Origin of the sequence: Nonomuraea sp. NPDC004580 (assembly GCF_040609855.1) — a bacterium.
Lineage (GTDB): Bacteria > Actinomycetota > Actinomycetes > Streptosporangiales > Streptosporangiaceae > Nonomuraea > Nonomuraea salmonea.
This window is the reverse complement of sequence record NZ_JBEXLH010000002.1, coordinates 182,308-206,210: the sequence shown is the minus strand read 5'-3', so window position 1 is coordinate 206,210 and position 23,903 is coordinate 182,308. Positions and strand designations below refer to the sequence as shown.

The following is a 23,903-nucleotide window of genomic DNA, read 5'->3' as shown; positions in this document are numbered from 1 at the left end:
CGCTCGGAGGTTCACCCGCAGCGGGCGCCGTTCACATGGAACACCTCGGGCGCCGGGTTCGGCCCCGACGGATTGGTGCCGTTGAAGCCGAACGTCACCGTCCCGCCCGGCCTGATCCGGTCGTTCCAGCCGGTGCCCTTGGCCGTCACCACCGAGCCGTCCTGCGAGAGCCCGGCCCCCCAGGAGTGCCCGGCCTTCTGACCGGCCAGGAACGACCAGCGCAGCCGCCAGCCGTCCACCGCCTTCTTGCCGACGTTCTCGATCACGACCTGCGTGGTGAACCCGCCCGGCCACGAGCCGTGCGCCGAGTAGCGCACCTTGCAGTCCGAGCGCTCGCCCCGGTCGGCCAGGAACGCCGAGACCCAGGCCAGCGGCGAGTTCCAGTTGATGGTCAGCTCGTTCGTCGCCCACGACTCGATGTCGTCGATGTAGCAGAACTGCGGCTCGCAGCCCTGCAGCAGGCGCTGCGCGACCGGGTCCTGGATGGCCGAGTTCGGGCCGCCGGCCAGCGTGCCGCGCGGCGGGTTGGGCAGCTCCGGGTTGAGCTGGCGGGCGTACCAGCGGCTGTGCTGGTTCTTCGAGGCCACCTCGCCGTAGCCGGTCACGTACGACTGGTTGAGCGCGTTGCGGCCGAGGATGTAGTCCATGCCCTCCCTGACCGCCGCCCGGTACTTCTCCTTGCCGGTCAGGTCGTAGGCGGTGGCCAGCACGACGAGGTTGTTGAGCACCAGGTTGTTGGAGCCCCAGTCGTAGTCGGGCACGTCGTACGGGATGCCGTACGGATGCGCCTGCTGGATCGCCAGGTACTTCTCGGCCCCCTGCACCACCGACTGCCGCACCCTGGCGCGGTCCGGCAGCGCGTTCGGCACGGTCGCCAGCTCCAGGCGGCCGAGCTGGGCGGTGTTGCCCCAGTCGAAGCCGCGATCGCGCCAGATGTCGCCCGTGTGGTGCGGCGAGGCGAGCACGAAGTCCTTGAACTCCTTCTCGCCCGTCGTGATGAACAGCTCGGCCGCCGCCCAGTAGAACTCGTCGCTGACGTCGCCGTCGCTGTAGGCGCCGCCGCCGACGCCGTCGTTCGGGTCGGCGTACTTCTCCGGGTTCGCCTTGGCCGCCGCCCACGCCTTGCGCGCCGCCGCCAGGTTCTTCTCCGCGAACGCCGCGTCGTACGGCGCGAACAGCCGGGCCGCCTGCGCCGCCGTCGCGGCCAGGTTCAGCGTGGCCGCGGTGGACGGCGGGTGCAGCTCGCGCGGCTGCGGGTCCAGGTGCGGCAGCAGCGGCAGGCCCGTCCACGCCTGGTCGTGGATCTTGTGGTGCGCCATGCCCGCGAGCGGCTTCCCGTCCGGCACCTGCATGCTCAGCAGGAACTCCTGCTCCCAGCGGGCCTCGTCCAGGATGTCGGGGCGGCCGTTGCCGCTCTCCGGGATGGTCAACTGGCCGTCGCTGAAGGCGGCCTTGTCCCGCTCGTACGCCGACATGAGCTGGTGGACCGAGATGCCGCCGTTGACGACGTACTTGCCGTGGTCGCCCGCGTCGTACCAGCCGCCCTTGACGTTCAGCGTGTAGTCGCAGACGCCGGGCTGGCAGGGCACCTCCACGTCACCCTGGTTCGGCGCGACGCCGACGTGGCCGGCCGGGCGGCCGTAGCCGGGCCTGAGGCTGTCGAGGATCTCGATGCCGCTGCGCTGCGGGTAGTAGAACTTCAGCGCGTCCGTCGGCAGCTCGTCATAAAGGTCTTCCTTGATGTCGAACGGGCGGCTCGTCTCGCCGTCCGCCGTCAGCGTGTAGCCGGCGCCCGGCTCGCGGTGGGCGCCGAAGTCGATCGTGTGCACGTTCTGGCCGGAGCTGTCGTCCACACCCCTGGGGACGGTCCTGCCGCGCGCCACCGTATTGCCGTCCGCGTTCTTCAGCTCCCACTCCAGGGCGCTCGTCCCGGACGTCACCAGCGTCGCCTTCTTCGGGCCCGCCGGGAGGTAGCCGACCATGTTGACGCGTACCCTCGGGCCGGTGTCGGGCTCGTACACCTCCGGCTCCGCCCCGCCCTTGAGCGACACGTCGTCCATGCAGAATCTCCAGGGTTCGGCGCTGCCTCCCAGCTGGAAGACGGCCTGCGCGTTCGTCAGCGACACGGGGGCGGTGAAGGTGTACGCGTAGTCGTTGCCCGAGACGCTCAGCTCGGGGTTGGCGGCGAAGTACTGCGTCCAGGGGTCCACCGGAAGCTGGATCAGCGCCTTGCCGACCTTGGCCGGGGTGCCTGAGGCGTAGAACCTGTAGGCGTAGGTCTCGCCCGCCACCAGGGGGAGGTTGTCCTGGCCGATGATGACGTCCCAGGGATTGGCGGTGCCGCCGGGGATGTCGGCGCACAGACGGCCGTCTTCCACCGCCGGCGTGATGTTCGCCGTGCCCCACCAGGGGGCGGTGCCGGTGTCGAAGGTACCGTTCACGATCTGCTCGGGGCCTTCGTCCGCCGCCGCGGCGGGGACGGGGGATAAGGCGAGCGTGGTGATGAGGGCCAGTAAGGCGGCCCGGTATCTCTTCATGGAGGTTCCTTAGGTTTTGGGAGCGCTCCCAACAGAACGCCCCGATCCTCTGTTGCCCACCGCCTCCCCGTCAACGGTCCCGTCCTGCTCCGGCCTCCTCCGGCGGCGGCACCTCACGATCACCCCTGCCAAAGTGATGAAACTTTCATCGACCCGGGGTGGGCGAGGCAGGCCGCGACGGCCTCCGCCCGTACGCGGTCATACGGGACGTCCAGTCGCGTCGCCACCCGCACGGCCTCCTCCGCCGCCCGCCGAGCCGCACCCCGCCTACCGGCGACCGCCAGGACGAGCGCCCGCGCCCACCCCACCCGAGCCGCCGCACCCGGGTTGCGGCGGACGAACCGGGCGAGATGCCCGTGCAGCCGTCGCGCGACGGCCGGTTCCGGCCACGGATCCATCGCCCACAGCAGCTCGGCCAGCCCTGCCCAGCACTCCAGCATCCCCCGCTGCGCCGAGGGCAGCCGCTCCGCCATCCCCAGCACCTCACCCACCACCCGGCGCTCCGCCTCGCCGGTGAGGCGGGCGGTGGCGGTCAGGAGGCGCATCTCCTGGATGATGGTCATGGTGGGCCCGTCGTGCAGGCCCAGCTCCTTGGCATGGACGCGGCGGCGGTCGTGGGAGGCGCGGGCCGCTGCCAGCACGTCGCTTATGTGGGCTTCTGAGAGGCCGTCCCATCTGAGCAGGGCCTCTGCCCGGCCCATCAAGCACCAGTGGCGGCCGATGTCGTCGCCCACCCGCCTGGCCGCCTGTTCCGCCGTGGCGGCGAACAGGTCCGCGGCCTCCTCGAAGCGGCCCTGCCAGAGTGCGGTTTCCGCGAGCATGCCCGCGCAGTTCTCGGCCACGCGGGGCGCGAGGGTCCCTGCCCGGCAGGTCGTGAACGAACGCCTGGCTGCTTCGAAGGCGCCCGCGTGCAGGTGGTCGATGCCGCGGGCCAGGTGGGCGCGGTGGGCGGGCTCCGCGGGGTGGGTGACGGCGGACAGCGCGTGGTCGGCCATGGTTCCGTAGCGGTCGGCCGTGCGGCGGAGCCCGGCGAGGCGGGCGATGGTGGCGGCGTTCGCGTACGCCTCCGCCCGCAGCGCGGCGTCGCCCGACTGGTCGGCGGCCTTGAGCTGGCGCAGGGAGGCGGCCAGCATCGTGAGCACGTCCTGCTGGTGGTAGGCCAGTCTGGCCAGCATCGTCAGCGCCTGCGCCGCCTCCGCGCCATGCCCAGGCGATCCGCGCCCGCCCTCGGGGAGGAGCCTGCGGCCGGCGGCGGGCAGGGCGGTGGGCAGGGCGGCGGGCAGGGCGGCGGGCAGGGCGGCGGTCGCGGTCGCGATGAGGAGGCCCGCTCTGGACTCGGGCAGGGGCTCGCCCAGCGTGGTCAGGGCCGTTCTCGCCAGGCAGGTGGCCTCGCGTTCGCGGGCCAGGTGGTGCTCGCTGGTGCCGGCCATCCACAGGTGCCTGGCCCGCAGCCTGGGCTCCTCGTCGGTACGCGCCAGGTGCCGGCGCACGACGGCCGCCGACTCCTCGTACAGGTGCAGGCGCAGGCACAACGTCCAGTACAGCTCCAGGAAGCGGGGGCGGCCCGACGTGGTCCAGGCGGCTCTGACGTTGTCGAGCTCGGGGGCCAGCAGGCGGATGACCTCGGTGTCGGCGGCGTCCTGGAGGGCGGTGGCGCGGTCTTCGAGAAGGCGGCCGAAGCAGGCGGCGTGGCGGCGGCGGGCGGCCCGGCGTTCGGCGGGGGTCAGGTGGGAGGCGGCGTACTGCCGGATCAGGGGGTGGACGGCGTACCTGCCCGAGGGGGTGAGCTGGAGCATGCTGTGGTCGACCAGGCGTACCAGCACGTCCGGAGTGGTCATGGCGACCTCCACGGCCGCCTCCAGCGTGCACCCGCCGCCGAACACCGACAGCGCCGCGAGCGCCGCCTGCGCCTCCTGATCCAGCAGCCGCCACGACGTCTCGAACACCGTCCGCATGCAGGCGTGCCTGGGACGGGCGGCGGGACCGGCCACGGAGAGCAGGCCGAGGTCGGCGCCCAGCAGCCGGGCCAGCTCCGCGCAGGGCACGGCCCGCAGCAGGCCGGCCGCCAGCTCGATGGCCAGCGGCAGGCCGCCGGTGGCGGCGCAGATCGCGGCCACCGGCGCCGCCTCCCGCTCCGGGGCGAACGCGGGCTGCGCGGCCCGCGCGCGGGCGGCGAACAGGGTCTCCGCCGCCTCCGCCGCCAGCTCCCGTACGGTGATCGCCGTCTGCCCCGGCAGCTCGGGCCGCCGCCTGCTGGTGACCAGCAGCCGCACGGCCGGAGCGGCTTCCAGGATCCGGCCGATCACCGCGTCGAAGGCGGGCAGCTGCTCAAGATTGTCGAGCACCAGCAGGAGCGGACGCGACCGTCCGGACAGGGCGGCGAGCAGCAGATCGAGCGCCGGCCGGGAAGGTGAGAGATCAACCCCGAGCCGCCGCGCCAACGTCGTGACCGCCGCCTCCTCCCGCACCCCGGCGAACCCCACGAACACCGCCTCCGCCCGCGCCGCCTCGGCCCGCCCCTCCTCCGCCGGCTCGCGAGAGTGGGCGGCGGCGATGGCGAGGCGGGTTTTGCCGATGCCGCCTGGTCCCAGGAGAACGACCAGGCGTTCGCGGTCGAGCAGGGCAGTTAATCGGCGGACGTCCGCCTCGCGTCCGATCAGTTCGGTCGAGGGCACGGGCAAGGCGCCCGGCCGGCGCTTTCCTGGCGGTAGTCCGCGCGCCCGCCGGAGCTCCGAGGCGAGGCCGGGACCGGTCAGCTCTCTTCTGAGGGCCTGGGTTTCCGGGGCGGGGTTCACGCCGAGGTCGGTGGTGAGGCGGTGGCGTAGCTCGTCGTAGCGGGCCAGGGCGGCGGCTCGGTTGCCCGCGCGGGCGAGCGCGGTCATGAGGACCCGGTACGCCTCCTCGTCGTACGGGTCCAGCTCCGTCACGATGGACGCCAGCCGCGCCACCTGCGCGCACGGCGAGGAGATCGCCGAACGCAGCAGCACCTCGCGCAGCAGCAGCCGGACCCGGGAACGCTCGGCGGCCAGCCAGTCACCGAAGACGGGAGCGTCGCAGAAGGAGACCCCGTCCATGAAGTCGCCCCGCCACAACCGCAGCACCTCGGCGACCGGAGGAGCGCCGGCGAGCTGGTGCCGGTCGACGAAGCAGCCCTCGGCGGCGGGGAAGCAGACGTGCTCGCGGGTGACGTCCAGCCAGCCGCCCACCTCTCTGCGCAGCTCGGACAGGGCGAGGCGGAGGCTGCCGCGGGCGTTGGCGTCGGGCCGTTCGCCCCACAGCAGCGTGGCCAGCTCGGCACGCGAACGGGGCGCCTGCGCGGTGGCGAGGTAGCAGAGCAGGGCCCGCGCCTTCGCGGAGCGCACGCCCAGCGGGGTGCCCCCGGCGGCGAGCCGCGGCGAGCCGAGCAGCAGCACGGACAGCGACTCCCTCATACCGCGGAGGGTAAGCACGCCGAGGCCGTCCGGACTGTGCAAAACGTTACATCCAGCCTGTGCTTCAGGGCACTCACCCGCTGACCGGCCCCGCCGCGGACGGTGGCGGGGCCGGCCCGCGGTCACAGGACCGAGGTGACGGCGGCGGCGACGGCGGCGGTGACGGCGGTGGCGAAGCCGCGCATGCCGCGCGCGTTGGGGTGGAAGGGCACGGCGGGGGAGGTGGGCACGTACGGCTCGATCCACCGCCGGCCGGACGAGGCGCACGGGGAGTGGCCGGCGCTCGGCGTCTGGAGGTCGATGAAGCCGACCCCGGCCGCGGCCGCCTGCTCGGCGAGCATCTGGTTGAAGTACATCAGCGTGGCCCTGATGTAGTTGGCGTCCGCGCGGATGATGGGGACGCGCGGGTAGCAGCCGTTCGGCGGCGCGTACGTGGCGTAGCCCACCATGAAGATCCGCGCCTGCGGAGCGCGGGCGCGGATGTCGGAGACCAGGGTGAGCAGGCGGGGCCGTAACGCGTCGGTCTCGACCCGCCACTTGTCCTGGCCGCCCACGATGTAGTCGTCGTTGCAGGCGTCGCCGACGGGCGGGGGCAGCAGGTTGAGGCAGTCTTCGATGAAGTCGGTCAGGCCGAGGTCGTTGGCGCCGATCTGCACGGTGACCAGGGTCGTGTCGGGGCCGACGGCGTCGAGCTGGGGCGGCACGTCGCCGAGGTCGGTGCTCTGGGAGTTGTAGAGGTCGTCGGTCTCCGCGCCTGAGCAGGTACGGTCACGCAGCACGCTCGCGCCGATGGCCTGGGCGGTCAGGTGGGCGTAGTTGCGGTCGGAGCGCCAGCAGCCGTAGTCGGGGCCGATCTGGTTCGGGATGAGCGGTCCTGAGGCGGCCGAGTCGCCGAGTGCGACGTACACCTCTCCCTGGGCGGCCTGCGCGGGCGGCGCGAGGCTCAGGACGAGTAAGGCCGCGGCGAGCACGACGAGCATCCGTCGGACCATGGGGACTCCCTCCGGCAGGGTGTGCGGGGTGCGGGCAGCCACGACCGGCCGGGGGTGCTGGCCGGGGACGTGGGGCGATCACCCACACGATGAGCCATGTCCGCCGGTCTGTGAACCGCGCGGAGGGAGTGATGCTGATGCGGTATGAATCAGCGCCCGCCGAACCGCTGCTCAGAGCGGCTGCGAGCCGTTGCGGTCAGGGGTCGCCCACGTCAGGGGGCGGCGGGGCGCCACATGGGCCAGAACAGGGCGCCGTCGGGCAGTGCGAACGGCTCGCGGGCCTGGTAGCCGTGGCGGGCGTACAGGTCGCGGTTGCGCGGGTCGCTGGCCTCCAGGTAGACGGGCAGCCCGCCGAGCCGCGCGTGCTGGTGACGCAGCAGGGCCGTGCCGAGCCCCTGGTTCTGGCAGTCGGGGTGGACGGCGAGACAGGCCAGGTAGTGGTGCGGCTCCGTGGGGTGGTGCCGGCGGAACAGCTCGTCACGCAGCCGGAACCGGTCGGCGAACTCGCCGGTGGCCTCGCCCAGCCGCCGGTCGTAGTCGGCGGGTTCGGACGCGCCCTCGGCGTACGGGATCCACACGGCCGCCGCCTCGTCGTCGATGAGGTGCACCGCGCCGTGCTCGATGGCGTGCTCGACGACGATCAGGAAGCCGTCGGCCAGCACCTGGTGCCGCCGCCTGCGCTCGGGCACCAGGTAGGCGACGGACCGCAGCCCGGCGAACGCGGTGGCGATCAGCTCGGCCGCCCGCGCGGCGTCGGCGGGTGTGGCGGTGCGGATGCCGGGCCGGAAGGACATCTCCTGCCCGGCGCCTCTGTCGCTGACCGGCCAGGTCTCGATGGTCTCTCTCATAACTCCAGGTCTCCTCTCGTCAGTGGTGCGGTGCCTGGAGGTCTCCTGAGAGGTGGTCGCCGAAGGCGCCCATCCCTATGGGAGCGTAAACACCGGACCGCCCGGTGTGCTTCCGAAATCAGACAGGAAAGCCTGCTCACAACCCGCGGACCGGCAGGTGACGTGCTCGGCCGCTAAGAGCTGACGTGTCCCTTACGCGGTTGGGAGATCCACTTGTTCTGGCCTGGGGTATCGGTGCCCGTGATCACGATCAGGAGGCAGCAACATGGCGGACTTTCCCATTGTTGTCGGTATAAATCGCACCCAGGATGGTTCCATTGCCGTCGCCGTGGGCGAGTCGGGCATGTACAGCCTGCAGAAGGAGCGGATCAGCCGAAGAAAGCACCACTGGGGCCGCCTCGGCGACCTGCCCGACCGCTACCTGCCCGCCATGCCGCTCCTCAAGGAGCCGATCGACCTCGTGGTCGAGGGGTACTCGTCGGACACCGAGATCGAGCACTCGGGCGCGTACCAGGAGGAGGTGCGCGAGACGCTCGGGCTCAAGGAGAACGCACAGATCGTCCTGGTGTCCCACCACCTCAGCCACCTCTACAGCGCGTTCTACCCCTCGCCGTTCGACGAGGCGGCCGGGCTGGTGATCGACGCGCAGGGCAGCCACGTCAGGGACTTCACCGAGCAGGTCGAGCTGCCGCGGGACGCGGGCGGCGACCTGCTGGAGGTCGCCTCCTTCTACCGGTGCTCACGTGGCGGCCGCATCGAGTGCCTGGCCAAGCAGCTCTGGGACGGTGACTGGACACGGCCCGCCGGGCTCGGCTGCTTCTACGCGCTGCTGACCAAGATGCTGTGGCCCGAGGGCGAGGGCAACGAGGGCAAGGTGATGGGGCTGGCCCCGTTCGGCGACCCCGATGCGCTCGGCCTGCCCGACCTCGACGTACGCGGCCACGAGGTGCACATCCCGCCCGCCTGGCTGGAGCTCTTCGCCGACCGCGACGCCTACCTCTACGAGCCGGGCGGCGAGGAGTTCCGCCGCGCCGCGAACCTGGCCGCCGCCGGCCAGCGCGCCTTCGAGCGGGCGCTGACCAGGGTCGTCGCCTGGCTGCACGACAGGACCGGCCTCGACGCGCTGGCCTTCGCCGGCGGCACCGCGCTCAACTGCTCGGCCAACGGCCGGCTCATCCGCGAGTCGCCGTTCCGCGAGCTGTTCATCCCGCCCAGCCCCCACGACGGCGGCACGGCGATCGGCTGCGCGCTCTACGGGCTGATCGCCTGCCTGGGCGTCGAGAGCCGGTGGCGCTGGACGGACGACTTCCTCGGCCCCGACCCGGACGAGAGCGCTATCGAGGCGGCCGTCCGCGGCCTGCCCGCGGGACTGTACGCCGAGCGGCCCGACGACCTGGCAGGCGAGCTGGCCGGGCTGCTGGCGAGCGGCCGCGTGGTGGGCCTGCACCAAGGCCGCGGCGAGTCCGGCCCGAGGGCGCTCGGCAACCGCAGCATCCTCGGCGACCCGCGCAGCCCCGACATGCAGGACTACATCAACTTCGAGGTCAAGGGCCGCGAGTGGTTCCGCCCGCTGGCGCCGCTGGTGCTCGCCGAGCACGCAGGACGCGTCTTCGAGGTGGACCGCCCTGCCCCGTTCATGCAGTACGCCGCCGCCGTCCGCCCCGCCTACCGCGACAGGCTGCCCGGCATCACCCACGTGGACGGCACCGCCCGCCTGCAGACCGTGGAACGCTCCACCACGCCCTTCCTGCACGCCCTGCTGACCAGGTGGCACGCGCTCACCGGCGTTCCTGTGCTGATCAACACCTCGCTCAACGGCCCGGGCGAGCCGCTGACCGAGACGCCGGAGCACTCGATCGAGGCCCTGCGCACGACCGGCATGCACGCCCTGGCGCTGCCGCCGTACCTCATCCGCAAGCACGAGGAGCCGCGGCTGCCCGGCGCCTAGGAGAGGCGGTCGAGCACGTTCGCCGTGATGCGCTCGACCGCCGCGCAGGTGGCCAGGCCGCGCGGCCAGTCGGTGGTGGCGGCGTTGAACACGATGCCGCCGGACGCGGGGGGCCGTGTGGCCGGGGCGCCGGACGCGCGGGGCATCGTGGCCGGTGCGGCGGCCTCGTAGAGGCCCATCGTGGCGGCGCCGTTGCCGAAGCCCCACCCGCTCGCCCTGGCGTCGCCCACCGCGAGGATGGTGAACCCTGGAGGCGTGCCGTCGGCGCCGGTGGGCGCGTACGGCGGCGCCGCCGCCCGGTCGAAGTCGGCGCCGTCGCACTCGTAGCCCACGAGGTTCTCCGCCAGCCCGAACGTGTCGCCGTCGCGCAGCCCGGTGCCTTCGTAGACCCAGTGATCCGCGTGCTGCACCCGGTAGCCGACCGGCTCAGGATGATCGTCGCGGTCGCGCTCGCCGCCGTTGCGGAAGCTGACGCCGATCAGCTCGTTCTCCGGCGGCCCCTCCTCGTGCCAGACACCGACGCGGGAGAAGGTGAGCGGGTCGTGGAAGACGACCCGCCACCAGCAGGTGTTGCCGCCGAAGAAGGCCGCGTTCCGCCCGGCCGCGACGTGCTCGGCGACGGCGGCGCGCATGGCGTCGCTCCAGTACTCGTCGTGCCCCGCGCTCACCGTCAGCCGGTACGGCTCCAGCAGCGCCGCCCCCTCCTGATGCAGGTCGAGATCGGTGCAGTAGTCCACCGCGTACCCCCGGCGCGCGGCCCAGGCGATGAACCTGGCGTCCCAGTGCACGAACGTCTGGCGCGGCGTCGGGTCGTAAGGGTCGAAGTTGTGGACGTCCCACGGCGTGCCCCCGGTGCCGCCGCCCGGCCGGTGCAGCGACACTCCGGGCTCGGGGACCTGGTCGGGCATGGTGTAGAGGCACCAGTGGCCGGTCAGCCGCTCAGGATCGTACGGCCGCCCGTCGATCAGGTTGTAGGCGTGGTAGGTGAACAGCGGCAGCTTGTAGAGGATCCGCGCCGCCGGGCGCACGGGCCTGACCACGAACAACGCCCTGGCCTCCCGCCCGTCGGGGGTCGTCCGGTCAGGGTCGGTACGGTCGGAGCCGCTCTCGTCGCCCTCCACCAGCACCGCCACGTAGACGCCTGGCTCGGCCGGCGCCCGCACCGGATAGACCGCCCAGGGCCGCAGCGGCTCGCCGCGCAGCCCCGTGCCCGGCCGGCCCCAGTCGTGCGCGGGCAGGTGCGGCGGCGCGTGCTCGCCGGGCAGCCACGGCGTCTTGTCGGTCAGCGTCATGCCGGTCTCGTATCGGTGGAACTCCACCCGGAACGTGGGCGCGTCCGTCGAGACCCGCAGCGTCATGTGGCCGCCCGCGTACGGGCTCGGCTGCTCCGCGTACCCCCTGATCATCTCGCCAGTCTCCCACCGTTCATGGGCCACGTCACGACACGAAAGGCCAGGTCAGGGCGGGTCGTGGGTTTCTCCGGCAGCGCCGGGTACGGTCGTTGCCATGCGCGCCCACCTCACTGCGGCCCTGCTGATGACGCTTGCCGGCCTGGCCGCCGGATGTGCCCAAGGCGCGGCGCCCGCCGTACGCGAGGCCGGGCCGGCCGTACGCGAGGCCGGGCCGGCCGCCTCGCCCACCGCCACCGCCTCGGGGCCGCTGGCGGGCAAAGTCGTGGTGATCGACCCGGGGCACAACGGCGGCAACGCCTCCCATCCCAAGGAGATCAACCGCCAGGTCGACGTCATCACCGGGCGCAAGCCCTGCAACACCACCGGCACCCAGACCGCGTCGGGCTTCCCCGAACACGCCTTCACCTGGGACGTCGCCACCAGGCTCAGGCCGATCCTGCAGCGCATGGGCGCCAAGGTCGTGCTCACCCGGCCCAACGACAAGGGCGTCGGCCCCTGCGTCACCGAGCGGGCCGCCATCGGCAACGAGGCCAGGGCCGACGCGGTGCTGTCCATTCACGGCGACGGCGCCGCGCCCAGCGGGCACGGCTTCCACGTGATCATGCCGGGCCTGCTCAAGGGCCACAACGACGCCGTGGTCAAACCGTCGCGCCGGCTCGGCATCGACGTGCGCGACGCCTTCCGCGAGGGCACCGGCATGCCGTACGCGACCTACAGGGCCCGCAGGGGCCTGGAGACCCGCACCGACCTCGGCGGGCTCAACCTGTCGAAGCGGCCGGCGGTGTTCATCGAGTGCGGCAACATGCGCAACGAGGGCGACGCGGCCAAGATGACCGACCCCGCCTTCCGCGAGCGCATGGCGACCTCGCTGGCCGCCGGCATCAGACGTTTCCTGACCTGACCGGTCAGCCGTCACGGCACAGCGGGTCACCGCCCACCACGCAGGCGATGTCGTCGAGCCGGCAGCTCAGCAGGGTGCCGTCCATGCCGAGCACGAGCACGAGGTCGCGCTGGGACGAATGAGCCAGCACCACCCTGCCGACGACACCGTTGTCCAAGATCACGGTAGGGCGGCCTGCCGCGTTGTCCATGCCCTCGCGACTCCTCTCGGGTCCGGAACGAGCCCTCGCGCCGGACCCGTCCCCACCAGGATGCACAGGCTTATGCCTCGAGCGCATCGGTCAGGCGGCGGTAATTACGTACGCGGAGGACAGTACCTTCCCCATCGGCGTCCGCACATGCCGGGTGCGAAAGCCAACCGGCGAGTAATATAACGGCCAAGCTGCCCCCGGTGAAGGAGACGGCCCTGTGACCGAGCTCGAACGGGTACCACCCGGCATCGACCCCTATGTCCCCAGCTCAGCGCGGGTCTATGACTACCTGCTCGGCGGCAAGGACAATCTGGGCGTGGACCGCGAGGTGGCCGAACGACTCCTCGCCGTCGCCCCCGACAGCCGCCTGGTCGCCCGCGCCAACCGGCAGTTCCAGATCGAGGTGGTCGGGCATCTGAGCGAGCAGGGCATCCGCCAGTACATCGACCTCGGCACCGGCATCCCGACCTATCCGAACGTCCATGAGGTCGCCCGCAAGGCGCGCCCGGACGTCCGGGCGATCTACGTCGACAACGACCCCGTCGTCCACATGCACGCCCAGGTGATGCTCACCGACTCGCCGACCGTCGCCGGCGTGCACGCCGACCTGCGCAGGCCCGCCGACATCCTGGGCCACCCCGACGTCGTCGAGCTGATCGACTTCGGCGAGCCGGTGTGCGTGCTGATGGTCGGCGTGCTGCACTTCATCATGGACGAGGAGGACCCGGCCGGCATCGTGGCCGCGTTCAGGAAGCGCATGGCGCCGGGCAGCCACCTGGTGATCTCGCACGCCATGGCCGAGAGCGACCCCGAGGCCATCGCCCAGCTCACGGCCGCGACGGCCGGCTCGCCCGCGCAGCCCACGTTCCGCACGCGGGAGGAGGTGCTGGCGCTGTTGGACGGGTTCGAGCTGATCGGGCCCGGGCTGGTGCCGGTCCAGGACTGGCACGTCGTCCCCGACGACGGCCGCATCCCCCTGCTGGACGCTCCGCCCAAGCTCCGCATCGAGGGCGCCGCCGGCCGCCTCACGGCATGACCTGCTCGTACGACTTGAGCTTGATGTCGGTGGCGAACTTGTCCGTCACCTTCAGCATCAGGCCGAGCAGGAAGCCGTACTTGAAGGTCCAGTTGCGCAGGCGCATCTTGGCCGGGCTTCCCGGGGCGAGGAACGGGCCCGCGTTGCCGTTCTTGGCGATCTTGGCGTAGGGGCGGAACCGGCGTTCGTACTCGGCGAAGGCCGCCCGGTGGTCGCCGCCCGCCGCCGCCAGCTCGCCCGCCAGCACGTACGCGCCCACCACGGCCAGGCCGGTGCCGAAACCGCCCAGAGTGTTGCCGTACGCCGCGTCGCCCAGCAACACCACCCGGCCCTGGCTGTACCGGTCGATCCTGACCTGGCTGAGCGAGTCGAAGTAGACCTCGCGCGCGTCGCGTACCGCGTCCATGACCTCGGGGACCCGCCAGCCCATGCCGGCGTAGGCCCGGTCGAGCAGCTTCTTCTGCTGTTCGACGTCGTAGCGGTCGTACTCCAGCGGTTCCGAGGCGAACACGAAGAACGCCGGCGCCTTCGTCCCGCCCACCGCCACCATCCGGCCAGGCTCGTTGTACATCTTCGCCGGCTCCCCGAAGTCCAGGCCGGTCTCCACCAGCGCGTAGTAATGGCCGAGGAACCTCACGAACTCCTCCTCGCGCCCGAACGCCAGCCTGCGCACGTTCGAATGGATCCCGTCCGCGCCCACCACCAGGTCGAAGGTGCGCGGCGCCGCGCGTTCGAAGGTGACGTGCACGCCGTCCCTGGTCTCGGTGAGCGAGGTGATGGAGTCGCCGAAGACGTATTCGCAGGCGAGGGCGGTGCGCTCGTACAGCAGGCGCGACAGGTCGCCCCGGGTGATCTCGACGTCGCCGCCGGTGAACTCGCCGGGGATGACCGCCAGCCTCCGCCCGGCCGCGTCCACGATCTCCTGGTCGCTGCCGCCGGTCCGGAGCCGGCGCACGTCGTCCAGGACGCCCATGCGGCTCAGCACCGTACGGTGAGTGACGCCCTTGAAGTCGACGGCCTGCCCGCCCAGCCGCAGCGACGGCGCCCGCTCGACGACGGTGACGGCGAATCCGTACCGGATGAGCCAGTGAGCCAGTGCGGGTCCGGCGATGCTGGCGCCCGAAATGAGGACGTTGGTGTTTCGCATGCCCCCACGTTCGCGATTCCTGCTGACAACCCGCCGATCACTCGCTGACAGCCCGCTTCCGGGGTGTCAGCGACCCGTCGCCTTGAGCGTGGCCAGGGCGTCGGCTCTGGTCATGGCGGCGCCTTCGGCGTAGGAGGCGGCGAACGCCTCAGCGCCGAGGATCGCGCCGGCCTTCGCGGCGGTACGGGCCACGTCGCGGTCGCCCGCCACCGCCATGCCGCGCAACGCCACCGCGACGCCCAGCAACAACGCCGCCCGTTCCGCCTCCTCCTCGCTCACGAGACCGCCCGCGAGACCGCCCGCGAGACCGCCCGCCAGGGCTTCGGTGGCGTCGGCCCAGTCGGAGGTCATGGGGGAGGAGAGGGCGGCGGCCAGGGCGTCGGTGTGCAGGGTGGTGGCGCGTTCGACGTCACCGTGGGCCTCGGCGAGGCGGGCCAGGGCGGTGAGGACGTGGGAGCGGGTGCCGGCCGAGGTGAAGGCGCCACTCCCGGAGCCGGCCAGCGCCGCCGACAGGAGCCGTTCCGCCTCGGGCAGGTCGCCCTCGTGGCGGGCGATGTCGCCGAGCTGGAGCTGCACCCAGGCGGTCAGCTCGGGGCGGCCGAGCCGCCGTTCCAGCTCGCCGGCGCGTTCGTAGTCGGCGCGGGCGGCGGCGACGTCACCGGCCCGCCACAGGGCGGCGGCCCGCCGGATCAGCACGTCGGCCAGCTCGTCGAGCCCGCCCAGCTCCTCCAGTAGCCCGAGCGCCTCCTGCCACAGCCGCCGGGCCCGCGCCCAGTCGCCGCGCCAGCCCGCGATCACCGCCAGCCAGTCGAGCGCCTGCGCCTTGCCCCATCGCTCGCCGAGCCGGCCGAAGGCGGCGAGCACCTGTTCCAGCTCGGGTTCGGCCTCGGCGGGCGCGCCGTTGAGCACCTTCATGAGGGCGGTGCCGAGGTCGCCGAGCGCCCGGCTCCACGGGTCGTGGCTGAGGTTCTCGCGGCGGCCGCGTTCCTCCTCGTCTTCGCCGGGCGGCCCGGCGATCATGCCCCACAGCGCCACGCCGAACCGGTGCCGCATCGGCCGTCCCAGCGACTCGACGATCTTCCTGGCCTGGCGCCAGTGCGGTGACCCCGCGTCGGGGACGGCGTGCAGCACGGTCATCACGTACTCCTCCGCCAGCCCGTCGGGCGGCTCCGTGCCGACGCGGTCGAGCAGGCGTACGGCGTGCGGGGCGGCCTGGCCCCGCCGCCCGCTCAGCCACCAGTACATGGCCAGCGCCGCCGTCAGCCGCAGTCCGGTCGCCGGGTCGTGCTCGGCGCTCCACCGCAGCGCCGCCCGCAGGTTGGCGTCGTCGGCCGACAGCCGGGCCAGCCAGTCGAGCTGCTCGTCCCGGTAGAGGTGGTCGTCGGCGCGGCCGGCGAACTCCAGGAACCAGGCCGCGTGCGCCCGCCGTACCGCCGCCTCCTCGCCGGCCGCCGCCAGGCGTTCGAGGCAGAACAGGCGGATGGTGTCGAGCATCTGGTATCGCTCGCCGTCGGTCTCGACCAGCGACTTGTCCACCAGGCCGGCCAGCACGTCCGCCCCGTCGGGGAAGCAGACCCGTTCGACGGCCTCCAGGGTCGCGCCGCCGCTGAACACCGACATCCTGCTGGCCAGGGCCTGTTCGTCGGCGTCCAGCAGGCTCCAGCTCCACTCGACGACCGCGTGGAGCGTACGGTGGCGGGCCGCCGCCGTACGGTCGCCGCGCGACAGCAGCCGGAACCGGCCGTGCTCGGCCAGCCGCTCGGCGATCTCCGCCACCCCGAACGTCCGCACCCGCGCCGCCGCCAGCTCGATCGCCAGCGGCAACCCGTCCAACTCGGCGCAGATCCGCGCCACCACGTCCAGCGTCCGCGGGTCCAGGGCGCCGGGGCGCACCGCTGCCGCCCGTTCGGTGAACAGCCGGACCGCCGGGTACGCGAGCGGGTCCTGCTCCGCCCCGGGTGGCGGGACGGGCAGCGGGGTGAGCGGGACGAGGTGCTCGCCGGTCAGGCCGAGCGGCTCCCGGCTGGTGGCGAGGACGCGCAGGCCCGGGCAGCCGGCGAGCAGGCGGCGTACGAGCGTGGCGGCCTCGTCGATGACGTGCTCGCAGTTGTCGAGGACGAGCAGCAGCTCCTGCCCGGCGAGCGCGGCGACGAGCCGCTGCACGGGATCGGGGCCGGCGTTGGACGGCCGCAGCGCCGGTTCGCGCAACCCGAGCGCCTGCCACACCACCCGCGCCACCGCCGACCCCGGATCCGGCTCCCCGCCCACGCTCACCAGGGAGAGGTCGGCGAAGGCGGTGGTGCTGAGGCGGCGGGTGTGTTCGATGGCCAGGCGGGTCTTGCCGGTGCCGCCGGGGCCGACGACGGTGATCAGGCGAGCCTTCAAGGTCGCCAGGTGGGCCAGCTCGGGGTCGCGGCCGATGAAGCTGGTCAGTTGGGCCGGGGGGCGAACCAGGGACGTGCGGTTCTGGTGGCCGCGAAGGATCTCCAGGTGAAGGGCGGCCAGCTCCGGCGAGGGATCGGCGCCCAGCTCGTCGGCCAGGAGGCGGCGGCCTTCTTCGAAGACCTGCAGGGCCTCTGCCTGCCTGCCGGATGCGTGAAGGGCGCGCATGAGGAGGGCGCGGGTTCGCTCCCGGAGGGGGTCGGCGGAGAGCAGGTCGCTCAGGCCCGTCACGGGCGGGGCGGTGCCGGGGAGGGAGAGTTCGGCCTCATAGAGGTCTTCTGCCGCCGACAGGCGCAGGTCGTCGAGTCTCTGCGTCTGGGGCGCGGCGAAGGGGGCGTCGGCGACGTCGGCGAAGGCGGGGCCGCGCCACAGGTCCAGGGCCTCGCGGAGGACGGTCGCCGCGGCGGCGTGGCGGCCGGCCGAGAGCAGGGCGCGGCCGTCCCTGGCCAGGCGGTCGAAGCGGTGGACGTCCACGTCGTCGCGGTCCACGGCGAGCCGGTAGCCGGAGCCGTGGGACTCGATCAGGCCCCCTGGGAGGTTTCTGCGCAGCCGGGAGACCTGGGCCTGGACGGCGTTGGCCGCGCCCGACGGAGGGCGGTCGCCGTACTGGCCGTCGATGAGGCGTTCGAGGGTGACCAGGCGGCCGGCGTCGAGGAGCAGCAGGGCCAGCAGCGCGCGCGGGCGGGGGCCGCCGACCGCGACGGGCTCGCCGGCGGCGGTCCGTACGTCGAGGGGACCCAGTACGCGGAACTGCACCCTGCCGATTGTCCCCCAAGCGCCGGACGCCGGTCGCATCGCCGGAAGGGGGAGGCGATGTGCGAGTCAAGATCCTTTTGGGGCAGAATGATCTTGTGCGAGCCCTCTCCGCAGCGGGGGCTCGCACGCCTCCCGGTAGGCTGACCGCACTATGGACCCCACGCCCGGGCTGCGCGAACGCAAGAAGGCCGAGACTCGCCAGGCCGTCCACGAGGCGGCGTTGCGGCTGGTGGTCGAGCACGGCCTCGACGCGGTCACGGTCGAGTCCATCGCCGACGCGGCCAACATCTCACGCCGGACGTTCTCCAACTACTTCGCCGGCAAGGAGGACGCGCTGCTCTACGGCGAGGAGCAGCGCATGGGCGCCCTCGTCGAGCGGGTACGCGCCCAGCCGCCCGGCATGCCCGCCTGGCAGGCGCTGCGGGTCTCGATCGAGGAGCTGCAGGAGGAGCTGGGGGAGCCGGAGCGCGAATGGGCGTTGCGTACCCGCCTCGCCCGGCGGCATCCGTCCCTGCTGGCCCGGCAGCTCGCCAACCACGCCGGTCTGGAGAGCGACCTCGCCGCGGCCGTCTCGGGGCGGCCGGGTGACGTGCCCGGGCGGGTGCTGGCGGCGGCGTTCCTGGTGGGGTTGCGGCTGGCGTCCCATGTGTGGACCGAGGAGGGTGAGGCCCGCACGTTGCATGAGGTCATCCGCGAGACCCTCGACCAGATGGCCCGTCCGTTCAGCTGACCGGAGCCCGGCGCGCGGGCCGCCTGATGGGCACCCGCGCGCCGGAGTTCAGGTAACTACAGCGTTCGGCCAGCATGGTCTCGTTCGGCGAGCCGTCGTGGTCGAGCCTGATCGCCCTCGGGTAGCTCGCGTCCCCCTGGGGGAACGTGGCCAGGTCGGGCGAGTAGAGCACCTGGCCGGCCGGGGCCGCCGAGGCGGGGCCGGCCAGTGCTCCGAGGCAGGTGGCGATGAGGGCTAACGCGGTCACGATCCGCGTGGGGGGTGTCAGCCGCACGTGCTTACTCTCCTTGGCTAGGACTGGCGGTCGTCTCCGATGACGGGAGCTGTGTGGGTGTCGACGTCCACGGCGGAGCGGGCCACCACGACGCCGTCGCTGACGAGGGCCAGGTGCAGGCGCCCGCTGGTCCAGCCGTCCGGCAGCTCGGCGGTGACCTCGGCGGGGCCGCTGAGCAGGAACGGCTTGGCCTCGATCCACGGCCCCTCGGCGCCGGGACCGGCGGGCGGCGCGCCGAGGACGGGCGTCCAGGCGGTGTGCAGGTGGCCGTTGACCGGCTCGGCGCCGTGGTGCGAGACGCGGACGGGCACGCTGACCCGCCCCGACTCGCTGAGCAGGTCGCGGCCAGGTGCGACGGGGACGACGTCGAGGACGAGCGTGGTCGTGGCGTTCACGTCGGACGGCCGCACCCCGCCGAGGTCCTTGGCGCGGCGCTCGTAGTCGAGCAGGCCGGCCATCTCGTGCTCGATGTCGTACAGCTCGGTGTAGACGTAGCCGGCCACCCGGTCGTGGCGGCGCAGCTCCTGGGTCTGCCAGCGCAGCTGCCAGCCCCGCTCGACGGAGGTGAAGCCGGTGCCGTACTCGCTGTTGAGGTTGGGCAGGCCGCGCAGCGGCTGGTCCGGGACGCCCGCCAGCTTCTTGCGCACGACGTAGTCGGGGCCGAGCTTGACGGGGAAGTCGTCCTGCTCGCCGTCCAGCAGTGCGGCGACGGTCCTGCCCCAGGAGGCGGCGGACTCGTCGTAGTAGTGCCAGTCGAGCAGGTCGGTCCTGACGTGGGTCCAGCCGGAGTTGTCCACCGCGGGCCGGCTCGGGTCGAGGGCCTTGATCAGGTCGTACGCCCGCGCCACCGCCTCCTGCTTGGCCGGGTCGCCGGGGATGTCCCAGTCGAGACCCCATTCCTCGTTGTAGAGGCCCCAGATGACGATCGCCGGCGAGTTGCCGTCGCGCTCGACCATGGGCGCGATCTGCTCCTCGAACGCCGCCACGGACGCCTCCGTGAACGTCCCCGTCGCGGCCGGTTCCGCCCACACCAGGATGCCGAGCCGGTCGGCGTGGTGGACGAAGCGCGGGTCCTCCAGCTTGAGGTGCTTGCGCACCAGGTTGTAGCCCGCCTCGGCGGCCAGTTCGAGGTCGCGGAGGAGAGCGTCGTCGTCCGGCGGGGTGATCCCCGTACGCGGCCAGTAGCCCTGGTCGAGCACCCCGCGCACGAACAGGCGGCGCCCGTTCAGAAAGAGGTCCTCGCCGATGACCTCGATGCGCCGCAGCCCGGTGTAGGCGGCGACGGTGTCGGCGCCGGCGGCGGAGGTGAGGGTGGCGTCCACGTGGTAGAGGTGCGGGTCCTCGGGGGACCACAGGCGCGGCTCGGTCACGGGCAGCACCGCCTCGGCCCGCCCGCCGGAGATCGGCACCTCGACGCTCGTGTCCGTGCCGCGCAGCGTCAGCCGCAGCAGGGCCCCCTCCGCCGGCCCTCCCACGGTGGCGACGACCGCTATGCCGTCAAGACCCTCGGCGGGCCGCAGCCGTAGCCCGGCGAGGAAGGTTTCGGGCCGCGCCTCCAGCCACACGCTCTGCCAGATGCCGGACGACGGGGTGAAGCAGACGCCGTCGAAGTCGTCGCGCGGGACGCTGCGCTGCTTGCCGTGCGCGATCTCCCGCTTGTCGAGCGGCGCGGAGACCCGGACCACGACCTCCTGCTCGCCGGCACCGCTCAGCGCGCCGGTGATGTCGGCCTCGAACGGCGTGTAACCGCCCCGATGGCTGACCACTTCGGTGCCGTTCACCCAGACCGTGGCCTCGTGCTGCACCGCGCCGAAGTGCAGCACCACGCGCTGCCCCGACCACTCGGACGGGACGGTGAAGCGGCGGCGGTACCAGGCGAGGGGCAGCCAGTGCGCCTCGATCCCCGACGCGGGCGTCTCCCAGGCGAAGGGCACGGTGATGGTGGCGGTCCAGTCCGGCTCGGTGTCGGCCCGGAACTCCCACTCACCGTTCAGGCTCGACCAGGAGTGCGACCGGTCGAAGTGGGGGCGGGGATATTCCGCACGCGGCGTCATGGTTCTCCGTTTCATGTGTGGGGTCAGCCCTTGACGCTGCCCGCGAGGATGCCGTTGATGAAGTGGCGCTGCAGCAGGACGAAGATCACCAGCAGCGGCAGCAGCGCGATGCTGCCGGCGGCGAGCAGCTCGCCCCAGACGGTGGCGAAGTCGGCGCCGATGCGGTTGCCGGTGACGTTCTGCGCCAGTGTGGACAGCACCACCTGCAACGTCTGGTGTGCGGTGTCGTTGACGGCGACGACCGGCCAGACGAAGTCGTTGTAGATGTTCATGGTGGTCAGCACCGCCAGCGCGGCGAGGCCCGGCCGGATGACCGGCAGCACGACCCGCCAGAAGATGCCGAACTCGCCGGCGCCGTCCACCCGCCCCGCGTCGATCAGCTCGTTCGGGATGGCGGCGATGGTCTGCCGCATCCAGAAGATGCTGAACGCGTCCACGCTCCCCGGCAGGATCAGCGCCTGGTACGTGTTCACCCAGCCCAGCGCGCTCATCTCCAGCAGCAACGGGATGATCAGCACCAGCGTCGGCAGCATCAGCGTCAGCAGCACCACGCCGAACAGCAGGTTCTTGAACGGGAAGTCGTACTTGGCGAAGGCGTAGCCGGCCAGCGGGCAGAAGAACATCGTCATCGCGCCCTTGACCGCCAGCACCAGCGCCGTGTTGGCGAAGCCGGTGCCGATGGGCACGTCGGCGAACATGGCCCGGTAGTTGTCCAGGGTCGGCTCGCCGAGCGACAGCGGGCTCGTGATGATCTCGGCCGCCGGTTTCAGCGACGAGCTGACCGCCCACCAGATGGGGTAGAGGAACGCGATCGCGAGCAGCGTCAGCACCGCGTACTGGACGATGCCCGGCCTGTTCTGCGTCATGACACCTCGTCTTTCGGGCGCAGCAGCCTGACCGAGATCAGCGATAGGCCGAAGACCAGCAGGACCAGCAGGAACGAGTTCGCCGCGCCGGTGCCGAGGTCGGAGGCCGTGATGTGGTCGTAGAGGTAGAGCCCGGCGGTCGTGGTGGAGCCGTACGGGCCGCCCTCGGTCACCACGTACGGCTCCGAGAACATCTGGAAGACCGCCAGCGTCTGGATGACGACGAGGAACGCCATGCTCCGCCGCACCAGCGGCAGCGTGATCGACCAGAACTGGCGCCGGCGGGAGGCGCCGTCGAGGGAGGCGGCCTCGTACACGCCGCCCGGCACGGCCTGCAGCCCCGCGAGCAGGATGATGATCGCGAACCCGGTCGTCTTCCACAGGAACAGCAGCGCCAGCGTCGGCTTCGACCACGTGGTGGAGGTGAGCCAGCCGACGTCGGGCAGCCCGACCAGGTTGAGCAGGTAGTTGACCAGGCCGTAGTCCTGGTCGAACACCACGATCCAGACCTGCGCCATGGCCACCAGCGGGGTCACGAACGGCGCGATGAACGCCACCCGGAAGAACCCGCGCAGCCGCAGCTTGGCGTTGGCCAGCAGCACCGCGCCGCCGAGGCCCGCCACGACCTGGATCGGCACGATGAGCAGCCACATGACGGCGCTGTTGCCGAGCGAGGCCCAGAAGTCGGGGCTGGTCAGCAGGTAGAGGTAGTTGTCCAGGCCGACCCAGCGCGCCGCCCCCGCACCCCGCCAGCGCATGAAGCTGAGCTGCAGCGCGTAGATCAGCGGGTAGACCCCGAACGCGGCGAAGACCACGAAGAACGGGGCGATGAACAGGTACGGCGACAGCCGGGCGGTCCGCCACGGCGACGGCCTGGCGGGCCGCCGGAGACCACGGGTGAGACTCGTCATGAGCGGTCGATGAGGTTGCGCTGGATCTTCTCCGCCGAGTCGGAGATCACCTGGTCGGGCGTCATCTTGCCGTCGATCAGGCGCTGCATGTTGTTGCCCAGGTAGTCCACCGACTGCGCCCACCACCACGGGATCGGCGCGGCGGCCGGGATGGTGGCGGCGGCGTCCACGGCGACCTTCCACAGGTCCTGGCCGCCGAGTGCCTCGATGGGCTGGAACAGCGGCTTGGCGGGGTCGAGTGCGGGCTGGTAGCTCGGGATCGAGGTGGACAGGCCGCCGGGGTAGACGTCGTTGGGGCCGTACACGGCGGTGTAGCCGGGCTCCTTGAAGCACAGGAACTCGTACAGCAGCCAGGCCAGCTCGGGGTTCTTGGCCTTGGCGGGGATGACGAAGCTGCTGCCGCCCATCGCGCCGCTGCGCGCGCCGCCCGGTGTCCAGGCGGGCAGCGGCGCGGCCCGCCACTTGCCCTTGGTGTTCTTCAGCAGTTGCTGCGGCGCGAACGACCACCAGATCGCCCACGGCACGAACACCTGCTGGCCGTTGTCGAGCGTGTTGACGTCGGCCGGCTCCAGGTAGGGCGCGTGGGTGACGAGGCCGTCCTTGACCGCCGTGTCGATCCAGCCGAAGATCCGCCGGTACTCCTCGGAGTCGAGGCGCAGCTTGCCCTGGGCGTCGGTGAGGCTGGTGCCCTGCTGGTTGGCCAGCATCTCCAGCCAGAGCTGGCCGAGGAACGGCGTCTTCTCCAGGTGGATGGGCCTGGTCTTGGGGTCCTTCTCCTTGACCGTCCTGGCCGCGGCGAGCAGGTCGTCGTACGTCGCGAGGCTCGCCGGGTCGACGCCCGCGTCCTCCAGGATGTCCTCGCGGTACCACAGCAGGCCGGGGTCGAGGTCCCACGGGACGCCGTAGATCTTGCCGTCCACGGTGTTCACCGACAGCTTGTACGCCGACGTCTGGTCCTTGTACGGCGCGATGAGGTCCGTCAGGTCGAAGAGGTGCTCGGCCTGCCCGCCGATCTTGGCGTCGTCCCAGAAGCTGCCGTCGGGCACGTCGGTGCCGCTGATGAGGGTGTTGGCGAGCTTGGCGTCGATGTCCACGGCCTGGTGGTTGACCCTGACGTTCGGGTACGCCTTGCGGAACTCGCCGATCGCCGCGTCGAACACCTTGAACAGGTCGCCCGACCGGTTCCAGATGGTGATCTCGCCCTTGGCGGCCGAGGCGGCGGCGGTGGGCCTGGTGAGCTTGCTGGGCTCGGCGCCGGTCCCGCCGGGGGCGGCGCAGGCGGCGGCGAGCGAGCCGGTGGCGGCGAGGGCCCCGATGCCCAGGGCTCCCTTGAGAAAACCACGGCGGCCAATGGGGGATGGGGGCATCTTCGACTCCTAGCCGGACGGGATGAGACGGTGTGAGGGCTCTGCAACGATGCAGACATCA

At 72.2% G+C, this 23,903-nt stretch carries 17 protein-coding genes; 4 read left to right on the top strand and 13 right to left on the bottom strand.

What is annotated here, in order from left to right:
• Positions 1-11 precede the first annotated feature (11 nt).
• The 4 genes from ABZW11_RS04110 to ABZW11_RS04095 form a co-directional block, all read right to left on the bottom strand.
• A complete protein-coding gene (locus ABZW11_RS04110; protein WP_355412427.1) occupies positions 12-2,537 on the bottom strand; it encodes a glycoside hydrolase family 9 protein in 2,526 nt (841 codons plus the stop codon).
• 119 nt (positions 2,538-2,656) lie between these two features.
• On the bottom strand, positions 2,657-5,968 hold the full coding sequence (locus ABZW11_RS04105) for a BTAD domain-containing putative transcriptional regulator (protein ID WP_355412425.1): 3,312 nt from the start codon (positions 5,966-5,968) through the stop codon (positions 2,657-2,659).
• Between the two features lie 122 nt (positions 5,969-6,090).
• The gene (locus ABZW11_RS04100) at positions 6,091-6,960 is read right to left on the bottom strand and encodes an SGNH/GDSL hydrolase family protein (protein ID WP_355412423.1); all 870 of its coding nucleotides are present in this window, start codon (positions 6,958-6,960) and stop codon (positions 6,091-6,093) included.
• 212 nt (positions 6,961-7,172) lie between these two features.
• Positions 7,173-7,808, bottom strand: coding sequence for a GNAT family N-acetyltransferase (locus tag ABZW11_RS04095; RefSeq protein WP_355412421.1), 636 nt, complete (start codon positions 7,806-7,808; stop codon positions 7,173-7,175).
• Between the two features lie 343 nt (positions 7,809-8,151).
• Between ABZW11_RS04095 and ABZW11_RS04090 the strand changes: the two genes are divergently transcribed.
• The gene (locus ABZW11_RS04090; protein WP_355412419.1) at positions 8,152-9,756 is read left to right on the top strand and encodes a carbamoyltransferase C-terminal domain-containing protein; all 1,605 of its coding nucleotides are present in this window, start codon (positions 8,152-8,154) and stop codon (positions 9,754-9,756) included.
• Here ABZW11_RS04090 and ABZW11_RS04085 read toward each other — a convergent pair.
• On the bottom strand, positions 9,753-11,162 hold the full coding sequence (locus tag ABZW11_RS04085; RefSeq protein WP_355412417.1) for a N,N-dimethylformamidase beta subunit family domain-containing protein: 1,410 nt from the start codon (positions 11,160-11,162) through the stop codon (positions 9,753-9,755). The genes ABZW11_RS04090 and ABZW11_RS04085 overlap by 4 nt on opposite strands.
• 100 nt (positions 11,163-11,262) lie before the next feature.
• Between ABZW11_RS04085 and ABZW11_RS04080 the strand changes: the two genes are divergently transcribed.
• Positions 11,263-12,069 carry an N-acetylmuramoyl-L-alanine amidase gene (locus tag ABZW11_RS04080; RefSeq protein ID WP_355412415.1) on the top strand — a complete coding sequence of 269 codons (807 nt, stop codon included), beginning with the start codon at positions 11,263-11,265 and terminating at the stop codon, positions 12,067-12,069.
• A gap of 4 nt (positions 12,070-12,073) precedes the next feature.
• Here ABZW11_RS04080 and ABZW11_RS04075 read toward each other — a convergent pair whose 3' ends face one another.
• Positions 12,074-12,259, bottom strand: coding sequence for a hypothetical protein (locus tag ABZW11_RS04075; RefSeq protein WP_355412413.1), 186 nt, complete (start codon positions 12,257-12,259; stop codon positions 12,074-12,076).
• 217 nt (positions 12,260-12,476) lie between these two features.
• On the opposite strand from ABZW11_RS04075, the gene ABZW11_RS04070 reads away from it, so the two are divergent.
• A complete protein-coding gene (locus tag ABZW11_RS04070; RefSeq protein ID WP_355412411.1) occupies positions 12,477-13,295 on the top strand; it encodes an SAM-dependent methyltransferase in 819 nt (272 codons plus the stop codon).
• On the opposite strand, the gene ABZW11_RS04065 is transcribed toward ABZW11_RS04070, so the two are convergent.
• The gene (locus ABZW11_RS04065) at positions 13,285-14,442 is read right to left on the bottom strand and encodes an FAD-dependent monooxygenase (protein WP_355412409.1); all 1,158 of its coding nucleotides are present in this window, start codon (positions 14,440-14,442) and stop codon (positions 13,285-13,287) included. The genes ABZW11_RS04070 and ABZW11_RS04065 overlap by 11 nt on opposite strands.
• Before the next feature lie 66 nt (positions 14,443-14,508).
• Complete coding sequence (locus tag ABZW11_RS04060; protein WP_355412407.1) at positions 14,509-17,640, bottom strand: BTAD domain-containing putative transcriptional regulator; 3,132 nt, start codon at positions 17,638-17,640, stop codon at positions 14,509-14,511.
• Between the two features lie 151 nt (positions 17,641-17,791).
• On the opposite strand from ABZW11_RS04060, the gene ABZW11_RS04055 reads away from it, so the two are divergent.
• Positions 17,792-18,370, top strand: coding sequence for a TetR/AcrR family transcriptional regulator (locus ABZW11_RS04055; RefSeq protein ID WP_355412405.1), 579 nt, complete (start codon positions 17,792-17,794; stop codon positions 18,368-18,370).
• Here ABZW11_RS04055 and ABZW11_RS04050 read toward each other — a convergent pair.
• From ABZW11_RS04050 to ABZW11_RS04030, 5 genes are read right to left on the bottom strand one after another with little or no spacing between them, the layout of a single operon-like run.
• Positions 18,363-18,644 carry a hypothetical protein gene (locus ABZW11_RS04050; protein ID WP_355412403.1) on the bottom strand — a complete coding sequence of 94 codons (282 nt, stop codon included), beginning with the start codon at positions 18,642-18,644 and terminating at the stop codon, positions 18,363-18,365. The two genes, ABZW11_RS04055 and ABZW11_RS04050, sit on opposite strands and share 8 nt — an antisense overlap.
• A gap of 17 nt (positions 18,645-18,661) precedes the next feature.
• Positions 18,662-20,698 (bottom strand): sugar-binding domain-containing protein, encoded by a 2,037-nt coding sequence (locus ABZW11_RS04045; RefSeq protein WP_355412401.1) that lies wholly within the window; start codon positions 20,696-20,698, stop codon positions 18,662-18,664.
• Between the two features lie 23 nt (positions 20,699-20,721).
• Positions 20,722-21,564: a carbohydrate ABC transporter permease gene (locus ABZW11_RS04040; RefSeq protein WP_355412399.1), complete on the bottom strand. Its 843-nt coding sequence runs from the start codon at positions 21,562-21,564 to the stop codon at positions 20,722-20,724.
• Positions 21,561-22,475: a sugar ABC transporter permease gene (locus tag ABZW11_RS04035; RefSeq protein WP_355412397.1), complete on the bottom strand. Its 915-nt coding sequence runs from the start codon at positions 22,473-22,475 to the stop codon at positions 21,561-21,563. Before ABZW11_RS04035 ends, ABZW11_RS04040 begins: the two co-directional genes overlap by 4 nt.
• A complete protein-coding gene (locus ABZW11_RS04030; protein ID WP_355412395.1) occupies positions 22,472-23,842 on the bottom strand; it encodes a substrate-binding domain-containing protein in 1,371 nt (456 codons plus the stop codon). The genes ABZW11_RS04035 and ABZW11_RS04030 overlap by 4 nt, the downstream gene beginning before the upstream one ends.
• Between the last annotated feature and the right edge of the window lie 61 nt (positions 23,843-23,903).